Source organism: Bacillus cihuensis (genome assembly GCF_000504145.1).
Classification (GTDB): domain Bacteria; phylum Bacillota; class Bacilli; order Bacillales; family DSM-1321; genus Peribacillus; species Peribacillus huizhouensis.
The window spans coordinates 428,541-444,363 of sequence record NZ_KI632498.1; the positions used below are offsets into that span (position 1 = coordinate 428,541).

The following is a 15,823-nucleotide window of genomic DNA, read 5'->3' on the forward strand; positions in this document are numbered from 1 at the left end:
TTGGAGAAAGTGAAATGTTTTACATCCGGGTCCCAGCAAGTACAGCGAATCTAGGACCTGGATTTGATTCAATTGGTATGGCGCTCGGTTTATATTTAGATATTCAAGGTCAATATACGGATGAATGGAATATTATCGCTTTGTCGAAAGAACTTGAGAGTTTTCCTAGTGATGATTCAAATTATATCGTTACGATTGCTAAAGAAGTTGCTGGACATTATGGAAAAGAACTGCGACCATGCAGGTTGGAAATTTCAAGTGAAATCCCGCTTGCAAGAGGTTTGGGTAGCAGCGCATCTGCAATCGTTGCTGGAATAGAACTGGCCAATATTGCTGCTGATTTGAACTTGTCTACGCAAGAGAAATCAAGGCATGCTTCTATTTTCGAAGGTCATCCTGACAATGCTGCAGCATCAGTAATGGGGGGACTAGTTGTTGGCTGGCATTCTGATGATGAGACAGATGTGCTTTCATTTCCAATTGAAGGAATTAAGGCCATCGCTGTTATCCCAGATTATGAGTTAAGGACAGAGGACTCGAGAAATGCACTTCCTGAAAAATTGGTATTTAAAGATGCCATTCATGGGAGTGCAGCTGCCAATGTTTTTTTAGGAGCTGTTCTGTCGGGGAATTGGCCATTGGCTGGAGAGATGATGAACCGTGATCGCTTTCATCAAACTTATCGGGCTCATTTAGTACCGCATTTACCACGGATCGAAGCAATGGTAAAAGCTAACGGTGCTTATGGTACTGCTTTAAGTGGAGCTGGTCCAACGGTGCTATGTCTAGTTCCAGAAAATGCTGCTTGTAACGTCCAGAAATCGCTTCAAAATGAATTCCCTGATTTCGATGTTAAAGTTTTGGATATTGATAACGAAGGCAGCAAAACATTCGTTTTAGCTGACGAACATACAAAACTTGAATGGCGTTAATACTCATCAGTTATTATGAAGGGTAAATTATGAAGCAGGCCACATTCGCTTAATCATAATGGTGGCGGTGCGAGCAGATTATGCGAAGCCCCGTCCCTTTTCCATAATAAAAAGCTGACTACCGTTCATGCGCAATGCAAAGGTGTCAGCTTTTATTCAATTATCCTATTAGAATACTTGTTCTACTTCAACTACTCCTGGAACTTCTTCTAGAAGAGCACGCTCTATACCGGCTTTTAGGGTAATTGTAGAACTCGGACAGCTTCCGCATGCACCAAGCAGACGTAATTTAACGATCCCATCCTCTACATCTACAAGTTCACAGTCACCGCCGTCACGAAGAAGAAACGGACGAAGCTTATCAAGTACTTCTTGTACTTGAACTTCAATCGTTTGTTCAGACATTACAATCGACTCCTTTCATACTCTTATTATAATAGCATGATATGAAAAAATCCAACGGAAAGATTATTGGAATTTTGGAACCTTTTTATTATCGTTTTAGTAAAAATCAGGTAAAATGAAAGTAAGAATACATGTAAAAGGGAGAAAGATATGGAAAACAAGCTGATTGAAATACAAGTGTATGGAGCTGAACAGATCTGTGCAAGCTGTGTAAATCTGCCATCGTCAAAGGACACGTATGAATGGCTGGAAGCAGCTCTATCCAGAAAGTTTCCCGGCCAGCCATTTGCCATTACTTACATTGATATCTTCCAACCGCAAGAAAATCCTAAACGTCAGGAGATGGCTGAAAGGATTATAGAAGAAGACTTATTTTATCCGCTCATTCTCATTGGTGATGAAATTGTTGGTGAAGGAAATCCGCGCCTTAAAGCAATTGTAAAGGAAATGGAGAGGTACGGGTATCAGACTCTCGAAGCATGAAAAAAATAGAGGGTATCCCAAAAGGTCTGATCATGCACTCTATAACAAAGTTCATAGTAGCACTTTAGCTTAATATGAACTGTATATTGTAGTGTGGGGTCTGACCCTTTCGTTATAGGGGATATCCTCTATATCAACTAATTATCCATTATGATACTTGTATAGCCATAGAATACCTGATTTTAATAAACGTGCCATTCTTCCTGTGATCGGGCGTTCACCGACAAGACCGAAGCCATGTTTGCTACCAAGAGAGCCAAGTGTTCCTTTTAGTTTAATGACTGGGAAGCTTTCAGGTAGTGGCTCGTTTGCCCATTTTTTCACTAAAACAGTAACGATTTGTTCCGCTTGACCTTCGGCTAATTGAGCACTTGGAGCTTGCGGTAAGCTTGCGCAGTCACCTACTACAAATACGCTGTCGTCATTTGGAAGGAAATGCTGTGGTGTAAGGATAACCCGCCCTTGTTTGTCTTTTTTAACATCAAGGTCGCGGACAATTTTACTCGGCTGAATACCGGCTGTCCAGACGATTACATCACTATGAACTGGCTCATCGCCATTATAAAGTGTATTCGGTTCAACTTTGGTGATATTTGAATGATGAACGATATCGATCGTGTGTTTCTTAAACCAGCTTTCAACGTACGTGCTTAATCGTTCAGGGAAGGCCGACAGAATATGCGGACCGCGGTCAAATAACCGAACATGTAAATCAGGACGGCTTTCAATTAGCTCACTTGCTAATTCTACTCCACTAAGCCCACCGCCAACGATGGAAACAGTAGCACCATTGCCTAAGTTATTCAAGGCTTGATATGTTTGGCGTGTTTTATCTATTGTTTGAATGCTATGTGTGTATATATCTGCACCTGGAATGTTATGGAACTTATCTTCACAACCTAAGCCAATGACTAAATCATCATAAGAAACAGGATCTTGATCTTTAAGAATAACTTGTTTATTTTCTAAATCTACAGAAATAATTTCTCCATATACGGAATGAAGCTTAGGGTGTTCTGGAAAAGCTACCCGAATATGGTGATCTGGAATTGTTCCTGCAGCAAGTCCATAATATTCAGTTTTCAAGCAATGATATGGGTTGCGATCGATGAGTGTAATGGACATATCGTCTGGAAGTTGATTTGGAAGTAACTTTTGCAGAATTCTAATTCCCCCATATCCACCGCCAAGTATAACTAAATTCTTCATTGTGAATATCCCCTTTGTTTGTTTTGCATAATAATTATAAAGCTCTCTTAAAATGCCCAGTAAAGGTTTCGCTCCTTTTTGGACATCTCCACTTTACTATGTTCTACCTACCCCTGATTGTTTCTTGTTTCTATGCTGTTGCATCGTATATATTCCAATAAAAAGTATAACGAAGTTAGGCTAAAACTACAACCGCATCGACTAAATTAAAAGAGATTTACCATTGTGTTTTGTTTGACTAATCTTTGGAAGTAGAGTAAGATGTTCTGTTAGTAATAGTGAGGTGAGGGAATGAAACCGCTAATTGAATTTTGTGTCAGCAACTTGGCAAGCGGTTCGCAGCAAGCAATGGAGCAGTTAGAAAGGGATCCGGATTTAGATGTAATTGAATACGGCTGCCTCAATTTCTGTGGGATATGCGCGCGTTCCATGTTTGCCCTTGTAGATGGAGAAGTTGTTACAGGAGAAACGAATGAAGATCTTGTGAAAAATATCTATCAACAAATTGAAGACAATCCGTTGTTTTAATATATAGATCGATTAAATAAGAAGAGGTGTCCCAGAAGATTAGGCCAAACCTGCTGTAAACCGTTATTGTGTCATGTACACTTTAAACGAAATATAGTAGATGTGGGGTCTGATTCTTTAAGTTGTGGAACAACCTCTTTTTTGTTTGCAGGACATGGGGACGGGGCTTCGCGACTTACTTATCTAGCCCATCTACTTGGCAGATATCCGTACTTTATTAAGAAAAGACTTTAAAATATGGCTCCGCACCGCCGCTATTGTGATTAGGTGAGTGTAGCGTGCTGTTGGATGGATCCTTCATGGTAAATAGTAGCGTTTTAACGCCGTATTCGTTTTGTGTGAAGCAACAAGGACCGACTTGGTTCACTTGCTTTACAGATCCACCCCTTAGTAGGATTAGTTATTTTATCTTCAACTAGTATAGTGGTGTTTTAACATCATGTTTTCTTCAGGATGTTTTTACGAGTTGATGAGTTCGTGGTCTTGGTTATTGTCCCGTTGTTCTCGAATGTCCTGCCAGCGTTCTTTGGCCATTTTAATAATGGTTGTTTCAGTAGCTCTGCTTTGTTGCTCAATGATTATGGAAAAATATTTAACCGCTGTTTGTATATCAGAAATGCGTCGGGACAGTTCACCGATTAAATATAGAATCCGCACTTCAGAAACTTGCGTACCCTTAAAGTCATCTGTTGAGTAAGATTCCATATATTCCTGTCGGGCGATTTTTAAGAATCGTATTTCTTGCTCATGATCTTTTTTTCCTCGGTATAGCCAGGCGAGACGTAAGAAAATTCCAGCTATTGTGATGTGCTTTTCCTTTTTCAAAATCGCAGAATAGCCAGCTAGTTTATATGTACTGATTGCATCTTGAATGGTTCGTTTGTCTCCGAAGTGGTGTGGAACCCAGTGCGCGGATATCTTTGTTTGAATTTCTTCCTTAGTAAGCGGAGGGAAATATTTTGAGAAATCGTCTGAACTGGAAAAGCCGCAACATGGACAGACGTGAATATTATAATAAAGAGCATTACTTTCTTCGTCATTGTATGAAGGGCAAAAGTCAGTATCGTATGCGATTACTTTCACAAACCGTGAGCGGATTTTCTTAGATGTAAATGAATGTTCACACATTAGGCATTTCAATTGTTTATCGTATAACGGTTGTATTGTCTCCACAATGCCCACCCCTTTAATCAAAAATAGTTCTATATACTTGGTCTTATATTCCTATTATAGAGGATGTTTAGAAAATATGCTGTACTATTTTCCTATAGGTATATCGGAAAGTTGAGAATAAAGGTTTTGATAGTATATACTAGTTGTAAAGCATTCCTTATGTAAAATGAAAAAAGGAGGGTTTATCATGAGTCAAGTTGTTACAATTACGGAAGCAGCTTCTTTTCAAATAAAAGAAATGATGAAACATAACGGTGAAGAAGGTTCTTTTTTACGAGTTGCTGTAAAAGGAGGCGGCTGTACGGGGCTTTCTTATGGAATGGGCTTTGAGCCAAATGCTGGTGAAGCAGACGAAGAGCTTGAACAGTTCGGAATAAAAATCCTTGTTGATAAAGAAGATGGTCCAATCTTAAACGGGACAGTCATTGATTATAAACAATCGCTAATGGGCGGCGGTTTTACGATTGAAAATCCTAATGCAATCGCATCATGTGGTTGTGGTTCTTCATTTAAAACGGCCAAAAATGCTGGTACACCTGAAAACTGTTAACAATATTGATATAGATAATGAAGGTGTCCCAAAAGGGTCTGACCTTGCACTCTAGACACAGTTTATAGTAGTAAAATACTAACTATAATCTGTATATAGTCGTTGCTGGGTCTGGCCCTTTCGTTATGACAGCTTCTTTTTTTATTTTTCCATTTGTTTTCGAAATCATAGCTATCAGAGGAAAAATATTCACGACCATTATCATTGCAGGAATCATTGGATTAGTCATATTTATTATTGCTATTAATAAAAGGCTCTTTTCGTAAAGATTGTTGTTTTTAGCAAGAAACCAATTCGAACAGATGTTGATTGTAGTGGAAGGTGCGAGACTCCTGCGGGAAAAGCGTGTTGAGGGAGACCCCGCAAGTGCAAAGCACTGAGGAGGCTTCTGAGACCGCCCGCGGAAAGCGAGTACCTGCAACGGAAATCAACCCGGGTTATTAGTGTAAAAATGATTGAAAAGCAACAAAGTATGTGAAAACAGCCTAATAAAAAGTAAAATGAAGGAGTTCTTTTTTGATTTCCTCGTTTTACTTTACAATATTTTTTAACAGAGCCTTAAATAAAAATGAGACAGGTAAGTATCCTATCCTGTCTCATTGCAGTTTCACTTTATTCAAACATCGAAGTACTATGCAGCGGCTGAACTCTTGCTTTAGGGTCCATATATTGCTTCGCATTGTTAACGGCTGTTGGTGCTTCACCAAATCCGCTTGCGATTAGCTTGACTTTTCCGTCGTATGTGCAAATGTCACCTGCAGCATAAATGCCAGGAATATTTGTTTCCATTTTGGAATTTACGACGATGTTATTTTTCTGGATGTCAAGGCCCCAGTCTTTGATAGGACCAAGAGAGGATACAAAGCCATAATTGACAATAACTGCGTCCACATCATGAACTTCACGATCTTCACCCTTAGCATCTTGTAGTACGACTTGCGTAATTTCAGTGCCGTTACCAATGAACTCAGCTGGCACGTAAGGTGTTTTGATTTCGACTTTCGAATTCTTTAAGTTTTCTACGCTGTGTTCATGCGCACGGAATTTATCGCGACGGTGAACAATCGTTACTTTTTCAGCAATCGGTTCAAGCATAAGCGCCCAGTCAACTGCTGAATCGCCGCCGCCGAAAACAACGACTTTCTTACCTGCGAAATGGTTTAAATCATTGATAAAGTAGTGAAGATTGCTTTTTTCGTATTGAATGGCATCTTCGATTTCGATTCGGCGCGGTTGGAACGCTCCATTTCCAGCTGTAATAATGACTGTTTTCGTAAAGTGGACGTCATTTTCAGTTGTTAGCTTGAAGACACCATCCTCTTGTTTCTCCACCGTTTGCACAGCTTGTTCGAGCACAATCGTTTGTTCGAATTTCGCCATCTGCTCTTTTAAATTATCAATTAACTCTTGAGCACGTACTTTAGGGAAACCAGCGATATCATAAATATATTTCTCTGGATATAGCGCCGATAATTGTCCGCCTAGTTGTGGTAAACTTTCAATTATTTTTACAGAGGCTTGTCGCATTCCGCCATAGAATGCTGTGAATAAACCGACAGGACCGCCCCCGATTATTGTAATATCGTAAACCTTTTGATTTTCTTCCAACATGAATCCCTCCATTTAGCGTATCAACTTTTCCTGGATTAACAGGCTGTAATACCCTCGCATCAATTTTTGTACAAAGAAAAAATAGGTAGAGATAAACAGCCTGTTAATCCCCGATTGGTGAGATACAGTTGAACCAATCGGGTTCGTAGTGTCGCTAAATAGAAGCAGTACCTGCGATTTAACGACACTAGAACGGGACTAACCATCAGGGGGAGCCCCCACTGATGGAAGTTTCACTTTATGATAGTATTTTAACATAAAACAAGGGAAGAACAGCATGATAATTACATAATATAGATGGAATGTTCGGGAAATTATCTAGAAAAACATAAATTTGCTTGAAAAATGCAAGCATAAATATCTTTTCGAGGAATAGCTTTTCCAAAAAGTAGAATGAATATAAAACTTTACACATTTCTCTTGATTAAGAGAATCTTTCATAACTGTCTCACAATATTTTTATATTCCTTTTCACATTATATGATGAACTCTACAATAAGTATGGGATAACTTGTAAAAGGAGTGAGTAAGAGATGAAAGAACGTTGCCGCAATGTATGGCTCGCTGTATCTGGGCTTGTGATTTTGAAAGATGGAAGATGGTTAGTTGTGAAAAAGAAATACGGTGGTTTAAAAGGAATGTGGTCGCTACCGGCTGGATTTGTAAAATATGACGAAACGGTTGATAAGGCCATTGTGAGAGAAGTTCTTGAAGAAACGGGAATTCATACATCAGTAGCTGGATTAATAGGTGTAAGGAGCGGAGTTATCCGCAACGAAATTAGCGATAATATGTTAATCTTTCGGCTAACACCTTTAAGCTTCGATATTAGAGCTCAGGAGGAAGAGTTATACGAAGCTAAATTTGAAGATCCGCATCTCTTAATGCAAGAAGGCAACCATTCTGTATTATTGGATCAACTTCTTTCTTATAAAAATGAGAGTATGCAGCAAATGCTCGATGAAATGAATCCAGGTAATCAATTTGAATACACGTCATATAAGCTATTTTTATAAGTGTTGAATAAGGATATGGGACGGGGCTTCGCGGCTCACTAATAAAGCCATCTACTAAGCGCGTATACATATTATTAGAATAGAAGGCTGTTTTCGTATACGTTGTTGCTTTTAAATAATATGTACACTACTATCCTGAGTTGATTTCCGTTACAGGTACTCGCTTTTAAGTGGGCGATCTCAGGAGCCTCCTCAGTGCTTCCCACTTGCGGGGTCTCCCTCAACACGCTTCTCAAAGCAGGACTCTCGCACCTTCCGCTACAATCAACACCTTCTCGAATTCGTTAGTTGCTACAAACAACAATCTTTAGCAAAAAGGGTAAATAGATTCCCTTATATCCGGCTTCAAACCTCCACTATGGTGATTAAGTGAGTGTAGCGAGCTACATGTTTGTGGATAAAGGGGGTTTTTAGTGCTAATCAAGTTACTCAAAGTGTTTGCACAATTCATATATTTCGATGTATTCCATTGACGTGTCCTGACTCATTAAGTACACTTAGAGGGAGGCTTTTTGAGGAGGATATGAGAGAATATGGCACTTCCTACATTAATTATTTCTGTTGTACTTTTCTTTATCTTGTTTTTTGGCATCGGTTTTTTATTGAATATGCTATTCCGCTCTTCTTGGATAATGGTCATAATTTTTCCGATTATAGCCATTTATATTGTAAATGAATTAAAGTTGATAGAGTATTTTAGACATCCTGGTGAAGCCTTTGGCGGCTTAGGCGAAAAGTTGGCTGGCCTTTATGCAGCAGATATAACTATTTTATTAAGTGGGCTGGTAGGTGCAATTTTAGCTGGGGTTATTATTAAAGTCTTGAGAAAGAAAGGCTATCAAATGTTTTAAACAAGCAGGCTGTCCTTTGGGCATCCTGTTTTTTCTATGATTTTTTTAGTTATTTGATTGATGATAAAGCTTTTTCTTCTTACATGAATATTTCATTTCTATTCAGGAAAGAAATATAAGATGTGGGAGGAGAGTTTATTAAATGAATAGTATTAAAGTGATTTTGAAAAGAGTAGTAGTTGTATTCTTGTTTGTATTTGCGCTTCATTCTACGTTTTATCATATTACAGGTGTAGAAGCGAAAATCGTAAATAAAGTGATAGCTAATTATAAAAGCAAATGGGAAAAAGCTTTTTCGTTCAATTCGTTGAACGTATTTCATAACAAGGTGCAAGCTTCTTCAAGTGAAGCGAATCAAGATGTGGCCATAACAGAAACTCAAAAAAACTTACAAGATCCAATAAACATTAGTCAATATCCTGTCAAAACAATGGTTGCGACAGGATATACAGCAGGCTATGAATCGACAGGGAAAAATCCAGGACATCCTCTATACGGCATCACTTATTCAGGTGTTAAAGTAAAGCGCGATTTATATTCTACGATTGCTGCTGATCTAAACGTGTTCCCAATTGGCACAATTTTATGGATTCCGGGATATGGCTATGGAGTCGTTGCGGACAAGGGAAGTGCTATACAAGGAAATAAACTAGATTTGTATTATGACACGGTAGAGGATGTCTATGAAAATTGGGGCAAAAAGACATTGGATGTATACATAGTGAAAGAAGGAGAAGGTGTACTTACTGAGGATGCCCTCACTTTACTAAATGAAGATGAAACCATCCAAGTGTTCCGTCAGCAATTCAGGAAAAATATATCAAATTAAATAATGAGACTTCAATCAGTGGAGGTTTCATTATCCCGCTGATTGTTAGTCCCGATCTAAAGACGCTAATTGTAAAAACCCCAGTTCTCTAAAAAAGTAGCTGGGGTTTCTTTATGTGCATTCATAATACCGAATCCAGGCATTCGAGATTGTCGGCATAAAGTTGTACTAGTTTCTAATGAAGGCCCTTATATAAATACGAAAAAGTATAAAATAAAAGCAATGAAGATTCCTGTCAATCCGCCGAAGAATACTTCAATGGGCTTATGTCCAAGTAATTCTTTCAGTTTATGTTGTTTTTGCTGTTCTTCTTTCTTTTGCCAGTCTTTTGCTTCTTGAACGAAAACATTGAAATCAGCCACAAGTTTATTGAGGACAACAGCCTGTTCACCAGCTTGTCGTCTAACACCCGTTGCATCAAACATTGTGATGATAGCAAATACGGCTGCAACTGCGAAAATAGGTGAGGAGATGCCTGACTGAATGCCAACACCAGTCGCAAGTGCTGTTACAGCAGCAGAATGAGAACTGGGCATTCCTCCAGTGGAAGTAAGCAAGGACCAGTCGAGTTTACGCAGTGCAATATAGTGAATAGGTACCTTAATAAATTGAGCAAAGAAGATTGCAATAAGTGATGCAACGAGAGGGAAATTAAAGAATAATTCCATAGATGTCCGCCTACTTTCTTTTTAAAGTGTCCTTTTTTGGGAGTGTTCAAAAGGTCGGATAAATGGCTTGCGTATGCCTTAGTCACCCTGGCTTTCACACGGGAGAAAAACGCTCACCTATGCCTCAATTTTTATCCTCTTTTTAAACACGAACTTCCAGCAAAATATTCATTCGATCTAAATAAATGATAAGTGAAGTAAACTTTTTTATATTCCCCTAAAACGGTTCGATACCTTTAGAGTCATGAAGTTTTACTTTTTAAAACTAGATTATGTATTATATGTATGCCATGATTCTATATTTTTCCTAACTCTATGTTTATATACCAAATGAATATAGCGTTAAAACGCCATTTTTTACGATCAAGGATCAATCAAGTAGCACGCTGCACTCGCCTAATCCCAATGGTGGCGGTGCGGAGCCGGAATTTTGGATGTTTTCTCGATAAAATAAGTATACCTACTAAGGAGATTGCCTAATTTAGTAAATCGGGAAGCCCCGTTCCCATATCCTTATACTAAAAGTTAATCATGTAAACTTCAAGAGTGGCTAGAGACGGAAGGATTCATTCGAAACAGATTGTAAAATTAGCTATAATAGAGAATAACAGGAGGAGAAGTTACAATGTTTATCGTGAAAAATGAGTTGGATTTCAATCAGCACGAAGAGTGTTTATTAATCGGTGTGTTCGAGAAACCGGTAAAATTTGCAGGGCCGGGTTTATTAGCAGATCAGCTGTTAGATGGTCAGTTAACGGAATTAGTGAAAGATGGTGAGATTTCTGCAAAGAAGAAATCCATCTCAAAAATACATACATTAGGTAAGGTTAGAGTTAAACGTTTTATTTTCGTAGGCCTAGGAAAAGAAAAGGAATTAACCTTCGAAATATTACGTGAGGCTCTTGGAAAAGCATTCAAAACTTTGAAAGATGCAAAAATGACGACAGCGGCAGCTGCATTAGATACATTTATTACTGAAAAAGTCGATATCCTAGATGCAGCTCATGCATTAAGTGAGGCATTTGAGCTTTCGACTTATCAATTTGCAGGCTATAAACAAAAATCAAACGCCGTTGAAAAACGAATTGAATCTTTTACCATCTATAGTGAAGAGGACGGAGATGAGATCCTCTCTTCATTACAAGTTGGCCAAGTATATGGAAGTGCTACGAATTCAGCACGTACGCTTGTGAATACGCCCGGAAATTTATTAACGTCAACTGATCTTGCTGAATATGCCCGCGAGCTCGGGGAAAAATATAATTTTGAAGTGGAAATTCTTGAAAAAGAAGTTATGCAAAAACTTGGGATGGGTGCTATTCTTGCTGTAAATCAGGGATCCGTTGAACCTCCTAAAATGATTGTTCTAAAATATCAAGGCAAAGATGATTGGAAAGATGTAATCGGTCTAGTAGGGAAAGGAATTACCTTCGATACAGGTGGATACTCCCTGAAAACGAAGGCGGGCATTGTCGGTATGAAAACAGATATGGGTGGTGCAGCAGCCGTTCTTGGTGCAATGGAAATTATCGGTGAATTGAAACCAGAGCAGAATGTTGTGGCAGTCATTCCATCTACCGATAACATGGTTAGTGGAAACGCCTTTAAACCGGATGACGTAATTACTTCGATGAGCGGAAAAACTATCGAAGTTCTGAACACAGACGCGGAAGGAAGACTTGTTTTAGCAGATGCCATCACATATGCCTTGCATCAAGGGGCAGATTATCTTGTTGATATCGCTACATTAACAGGTGGTGTGATCACTGCACTTGGAATGGATATGACCGGGGCTATGACGAATAATGAGGCATTCTTTGAAGAGGTGCTATTAGCTTCTTATGAAACAGGAGAACCAATGTGGCGTCTTCCTATTACTGAAAAAGACAAAGAACGCGTGCGAAACAGCAAGATTGCTGATTTGAACAACTCACCGGGCGCCGCAGGACATGCGATAATGGGTGGAGCATTCATCGGTGAGTTTACCGAAAACAAGCCTTGGGTGCATCTCGATATTGCTGGTACATCTGTAACCAATTCAGCATCAGACTTAGGTACTTCTGGGGCAACAGGTGTTATGGTAAGAACATTAGCTACTCTCGTAGAACGTTTTGGTTTAGAAGATTAAGCAAAAGAGGTTACCTAACGAAAGTTTAGACCAAACCTCATGGTGTAAATGGAGGATGTCTCATAAGGATCTGACCCCGCACTCTAACATATTAGTGTTGTAATACACTTGCCTTATACTGTATGTAGTTGTTGCGGGGTCTTACCCTTTGCTCTCAACATGAAAAAGACTGATTCGATGGAATATTTTATGAATCAGTCTTTTTTTTAGAACTATCTCATCTTGATTGAAAATTTAACATTTAAAGCGATAATATGTCAGCCGTCTTCATGGTGTTTGGTTGGAAACCAAGTGGATTCCATCAGGGTTAAATGTCGTGTCTGGAACTGTTTTAGAGTTAGTTTTACGGATCATATCTGTTAAAGTAGCTGTTTTTGATTGCTGCGCCGCTGCCATAAGCCGCTCTGAAAATGGACGAGACATGGCGAAAGTATTGACAACTTTCTGTGTATTAAACTGTGTTTGCCGATAGAATGAGTAAGCCTGGATTAACAGAAGGAAACTGGCGAAAATACATCTTGATGATGGGAATATGGGTAGTCATCAGAAAACCTTACATGATTTTCTGTCAAAAAGACCTTACCTTTCAAGCTGTTCTTATATGACGAAAATCCAAATGGTATCCTGCTCTACAAAAAGGAAAAATTTTTAAATTCGTGCATCATTATTTGTATTTTAAATGTATTAGGTTTATGATATTATTAATACCTAGTTACAAAAAGTAAGGAATTTGAAAATCCTAAAGGTCAGGTGATCGATATGATTATAACTCCACAAATTAAAGAAATATTAATAGATAAAATGCAAATGATACAAAATCCAGGTAAGGGAGAAATATGTCTTGTAGGACCCGTAAACCTTCCTGTTGAACAAGGTGATTTTTCAGCTGTATTCCAGTGGTACACATGGCTTGAGCTTGATGAAAAGGTTCAAACAAAAGAAGATGTCCTTGAATCGTTAGCAACGGCTAACTTAGCTTTCGCTCAACAATCTTCTGTGCTAGTTTATGGTGATTTTAAGCATTCTGAACAAGCGTTAGTGAGAATGCATAGCATCTGCCATACCGGCGATATCTTCGGAAGTAAGCGGTGCGATTGTGGCTACCAGCTTCATCAATCGATGAAAATGATAACAGAGCATGGTTGTGGCGCTCTCTTTTATTTAGCTGACCACGAAGGGCGAGGCATCGGTCTGTTCTCGAAATCACTTGCCTACATTTTGCAGCAAGAAGGATTAGACACAGTAGAAGCGAACCACGCGTTAGGATTTGAAGATGATACGCGTTCTTATGAGGGCGCCATCCGAGTACTTGAAGAACTGAGAGATAAACCAGTCGTTCTCATTACAAATAATCCGAAAAAACTAGAAGCATTGCGAGATCACGGCTTGACTGCTAATGAACATATCCCGTTATGGGGCGGCTTGACTGAAACAAACAGCTTTTATTTAGATACAAAAATAAAGAAATCAGGTCATATTCCACAAGAAGACTATATAGGAGCACTGATAAAGTGAAAACAGATCATGAATATATGCAGTTGGCGCTTGATTTAGCAGCTACAGCCAAAGGAAAGACGAATCCGAATCCTGTTGTCGGAGCGGTAATTGTAAAAGATGGAGTGATCGTAGGCACTGGAATTCATCGGAAAGCAGGAGAACCCCATGCAGAAGTACATGCGTTTAAGATGGCTGGGGACTATGCACGTGGAGCAACTCTATATGTAACACTTGAGCCTTGTTCACACTTCGGAAAAACACCACCTTGTGCCAATTTAGTGAAAGAGTCTGAAGTAAGTCGTGTGGTCGTAGCTACTCAAGATCCGAATCCATCTGTGGCAGGAAGAGGAATTCGATTACTAAGAGAAGCAGGAATAGATGTTGAAGTAGGCGTTTTGGAGCACGAGGCAATATTACTCAATGAACGGTTTATTCATAATATGAAAACAAAACGACCTTTCGTCATCTCTAAAACAGCTATGACGCTAGATGGCAAACTTGCAACTCACACAGGCCATTCGCAATGGATCACTGGAGAAGAAGCGCGCCGTTCCGTCCACCAGTTACGTAATGAAGTCGATTCGATTTTGGTCGGGATAGGTACCGTACTGGCAGATAATCCTTCGCTTACAACCCGCTTACCTGAAGGAGGCAAGAGCCCAATCCGCATTATTGTAGATAGCCAATTGCGTACGCCGTTAGAAGCAAAAGTGACCGAATGCAAAGAGGCAAAGACTTGGATTGTCACGTCAGAGGGAACAGATGCTGAGAAAAGAGCGGCCTTAATCGATAAGGGAGTTGAGCTCATCGATGTGCCGTTAACTGAAACGGGATTGAATCTGGAGTATCTATTAAACGAACTTTATCGTCGAGGTGTTACCGATGTCCTAGTTGAAGGTGGCGGAGAAATCAATGCTTCTTTTCTGCGGGCTGGTTTGATTGATAAATATATTGTGTATGTAGCGCCAAAGGTTCTTGCTGGCAAACATTCACTTACTCCTTTTGCCGGTGCAGATTCAGAAACGATGGGTGAAGCGAGAGATCTAAGCTTCCATCATATTGAAAAAATCGGTGAAGATTTATGCATTACAGCCTATCCTACTATCAAGGGATGAAAGAGGAAAGAATGTAGTTACTATGAACGGGTTAACTGCCCGTAAAAGCCCGATTGGTGGGTTACACAGACGATAGACCAATGGACGCAGTGCACTTAGTCTGTGTCTCGTTGAACCTTAGCGACAGTAGAACAGGACTAACCATCAGTGGGGAGGAAGAATACCCACTGATTGAAGTTTCAGATTATATGGGGAGGAAACAAGTTGAAATTTGGTTTCGATATCGATGATACTTTAATCAATTTACGAGAGCATGCCTTTCATTTATATAACAAAAAATTAAACAAAAACGTGGAATTATCGGCATTTAAAGCTTTGAACACATTGGAAATTCATGAACCGTTTGGACTAACTGCACAAGAAGGCGGAGCAATGTGGAATAGTTTAGCAGAAGAAATTTACTATACAACTTGCCCTGCATTTGAAGGAGCAATTGAAACGTTGCAGCAGCTTGTCAAGGATGGCCATGAGGTCTTCTATATTACTGCAAGGAATGCTGAGCATTGCGAACGGACTAAAGACTGGCTTATTCAAAATCAATTTCCAGTAAAAGAAGGACATTTCTTTTGCGGGATGAAGGATAAAGAAAAAATCCGAATTATTGAGGATCTACAATTAGATTATTATTTTGACGATAAACCAGCTGTACTAGAAACTTTATTGGATGTTCCGACAAAAGTATTCGCGATTGACAACAGTTATAACCAAGAATTGAAGATTCCGAGGCTTTTGAGCTGGTTTGATTTACAGGAAATCATTGCTGATAAAAAACCTAGCCTATAAGCTTTCCGGTTTAGGCCAGGTTTTTTGTCATTTACCTATCGTGTA

15 protein-coding genes and 1 pseudogene are annotated in these 15,823 nt (G+C 39.3%); 11 read left to right on the top strand and 5 right to left on the bottom strand.

Translation table 11 applies throughout. The features are described from left to right. Positions 1-14: 14 nt before the first annotated feature. Positions 15-932, top strand: a complete 918-nt coding sequence (gene thrB, locus V179_RS28630; RefSeq protein ID WP_235179222.1) for a homoserine kinase — start codon at positions 15-17, stop codon at positions 930-932. Positions 933-1,100: 168 nt separating this feature from the next. Here the strand turns inward: thrB and V179_RS0123890 are convergent. Beyond that, positions 1,101-1,352 (bottom strand): annotated as a pseudogene (locus V179_RS0123890) (NifU family protein); the annotation flags it as partial. Between the two features lie 135 nt (positions 1,353-1,487). Here V179_RS0123890 and V179_RS0123895 point away from each other — a divergent pair. Further along, positions 1,488-1,820 (top strand): YuzD family protein, encoded by a 333-nt coding sequence (locus V179_RS0123895; protein WP_028393709.1) that lies wholly within the window; start codon positions 1,488-1,490, stop codon positions 1,818-1,820. A 141-nt stretch (positions 1,821-1,961) separates the two neighbouring features. On the opposite strand, the gene V179_RS0123900 is transcribed toward V179_RS0123895, so the two are convergent. Continuing rightward, entirely contained in the window at positions 1,962-3,029 is a 1,068-nt protein-coding gene (locus V179_RS0123900) for an NAD(P)/FAD-dependent oxidoreductase (protein WP_028393710.1), read from the bottom strand. Positions 3,030-3,320: 291 nt separating this feature from the next. Here V179_RS0123900 and V179_RS0123905 point away from each other — a divergent pair, with 291 nt between their 5' ends. Beyond that, on the top strand, positions 3,321-3,557 hold the full coding sequence (locus V179_RS0123905) for a YuzB family protein (RefSeq protein ID WP_028393711.1): 237 nt from the start codon (positions 3,321-3,323) through the stop codon (positions 3,555-3,557). Between the two features lie 459 nt (positions 3,558-4,016). Here the strand turns inward: V179_RS0123905 and V179_RS0123910 are convergent, their stop codons facing one another. Further along, positions 4,017-4,730, bottom strand: a complete 714-nt coding sequence (locus tag V179_RS0123910; protein ID WP_028393712.1) for a DUF2225 domain-containing protein — start codon at positions 4,728-4,730, stop codon at positions 4,017-4,019. Positions 4,731-4,917: 187 nt separating this feature from the next. On the opposite strand from V179_RS0123910, the gene V179_RS0123915 reads away from it, so the two are divergent. Beyond that, the gene (locus tag V179_RS0123915; protein WP_028393713.1) at positions 4,918-5,280 is read left to right on the top strand and encodes a HesB/IscA family protein; all 363 of its coding nucleotides are present in this window, start codon (positions 4,918-4,920) and stop codon (positions 5,278-5,280) included. A gap of 612 nt (positions 5,281-5,892) precedes the next feature. On the opposite strand, the gene V179_RS0123925 is transcribed toward V179_RS0123915, so the two are convergent. Continuing rightward, positions 5,893-6,888: an NAD(P)/FAD-dependent oxidoreductase gene (locus tag V179_RS0123925; protein ID WP_028393715.1), complete on the bottom strand. Its 996-nt coding sequence runs from the start codon at positions 6,886-6,888 to the stop codon at positions 5,893-5,895. Positions 6,889-7,424: 536 nt separating this feature from the next. Between V179_RS0123925 and V179_RS0123930 the strand changes: the two genes are divergently transcribed. The 3 genes from V179_RS0123930 (at position 7,425) to V179_RS0123940 (ending at position 9,587) form a co-directional block, all read left to right on the top strand. Beyond that, positions 7,425-7,907 carry an NUDIX domain-containing protein gene (locus V179_RS0123930; RefSeq protein ID WP_028393716.1) on the top strand — a complete coding sequence of 161 codons (483 nt, stop codon included), beginning with the start codon at positions 7,425-7,427 and terminating at the stop codon, positions 7,905-7,907. Between the two features lie 533 nt (positions 7,908-8,440). Then, the gene (locus V179_RS0123935; RefSeq protein WP_028393717.1) at positions 8,441-8,758 is read left to right on the top strand and encodes a YuiB family protein; all 318 of its coding nucleotides are present in this window, start codon (positions 8,441-8,443) and stop codon (positions 8,756-8,758) included. Between the two features lie 142 nt (positions 8,759-8,900). Continuing rightward, complete coding sequence (locus tag V179_RS0123940; protein WP_028393718.1) at positions 8,901-9,587, top strand: 3D domain-containing protein; 687 nt, start codon at positions 8,901-8,903, stop codon at positions 9,585-9,587. A 188-nt stretch (positions 9,588-9,775) separates the two neighbouring features. Here V179_RS0123940 and V179_RS0123945 read toward each other — a convergent pair whose 3' ends face one another. Further along, entirely contained in the window at positions 9,776-10,255 is a 480-nt protein-coding gene (locus V179_RS0123945; RefSeq protein WP_028393719.1) for a divergent PAP2 family protein, read from the bottom strand. A gap of 625 nt (positions 10,256-10,880) precedes the next feature. On the opposite strand from V179_RS0123945, the gene V179_RS0123950 reads away from it, so the two are divergent. The 4 genes from V179_RS0123950 to V179_RS0123965 all read left to right on the top strand — a co-directional run bounded on the left by V179_RS0123950 (position 10,881) and on the right by V179_RS0123965 (position 15,778). Beyond that, positions 10,881-12,383, top strand: a complete 1,503-nt coding sequence (locus tag V179_RS0123950; protein ID WP_028393720.1) for a leucyl aminopeptidase — start codon at positions 10,881-10,883, stop codon at positions 12,381-12,383. 759 nt (positions 12,384-13,142) lie between these two features. Further along, positions 13,143-13,898 carry a GTP cyclohydrolase II gene (locus V179_RS0123955; RefSeq protein WP_028393721.1) on the top strand — a complete coding sequence of 252 codons (756 nt, stop codon included), beginning with the start codon at positions 13,143-13,145 and terminating at the stop codon, positions 13,896-13,898. Further along, positions 13,895-14,995 (top strand): bifunctional diaminohydroxyphosphoribosylaminopyrimidine deaminase/5-amino-6-(5-phosphoribosylamino)uracil reductase RibD, encoded by a 1,101-nt coding sequence (ribD, locus tag V179_RS0123960; RefSeq protein ID WP_028393722.1) that lies wholly within the window; start codon positions 13,895-13,897, stop codon positions 14,993-14,995. The genes V179_RS0123955 and ribD overlap by 4 nt, the downstream gene beginning before the upstream one ends. Positions 14,996-15,199: 204 nt before the next feature. After that, on the top strand, positions 15,200-15,778 hold the full coding sequence (locus V179_RS0123965) for a 5' nucleotidase, NT5C type (protein WP_028393723.1): 579 nt from the start codon (positions 15,200-15,202) through the stop codon (positions 15,776-15,778). The last annotated feature ends 45 nt before the right edge of the window (positions 15,779-15,823 follow it).

What these genes read in the sequence shown, in the direction of transcription:
- V179_RS0123930 (WP_028393716.1), top strand. Translation starts at nt 7,425, where the DNA reads ATGAAAGAACGTTGCCGCAATGTATGGCTCGCTGTATCTGGGCTTGTG.
- V179_RS0123945 (WP_028393719.1), bottom strand. Translation starts at nt 10,255, where the DNA reads ATGGAATTATTCTTTAATTTCCCTCTCGTTGCATCACTTATTGCAATC.
- V179_RS0123900 (WP_028393710.1), bottom strand. Translation starts at nt 3,029, where the DNA reads ATGAAGAATTTAGTTATACTTGGCGGTGGATATGGGGGAATTAGAATT.
- V179_RS0123905 (WP_028393711.1), top strand. Translation starts at nt 3,321, where the DNA reads ATGAAACCGCTAATTGAATTTTGTGTCAGCAACTTGGCAAGCGGTTCG.
- V179_RS0123950 (WP_028393720.1), top strand. Translation starts at nt 10,881, where the DNA reads ATGTTTATCGTGAAAAATGAGTTGGATTTCAATCAGCACGAAGAGTGT.
- V179_RS0123895 (WP_028393709.1), top strand. Translation starts at nt 1,488, where the DNA reads ATGGAAAACAAGCTGATTGAAATACAAGTGTATGGAGCTGAACAGATC.
- V179_RS0123915 (WP_028393713.1), top strand. Translation starts at nt 4,918, where the DNA reads ATGAGTCAAGTTGTTACAATTACGGAAGCAGCTTCTTTTCAAATAAAA.
- V179_RS0123955 (WP_028393721.1), top strand. Translation starts at nt 13,143, where the DNA reads ATGATTATAACTCCACAAATTAAAGAAATATTAATAGATAAAATGCAA.
- thrB (WP_235179222.1), top strand. Translation starts at nt 15, where the DNA reads ATGTTTTACATCCGGGTCCCAGCAAGTACAGCGAATCTAGGACCTGGA.
- V179_RS0123935 (WP_028393717.1), top strand. Translation starts at nt 8,441, where the DNA reads ATGGCACTTCCTACATTAATTATTTCTGTTGTACTTTTCTTTATCTTG.
- V179_RS0123940 (WP_028393718.1), top strand. Translation starts at nt 8,901, where the DNA reads ATGAATAGTATTAAAGTGATTTTGAAAAGAGTAGTAGTTGTATTCTTG.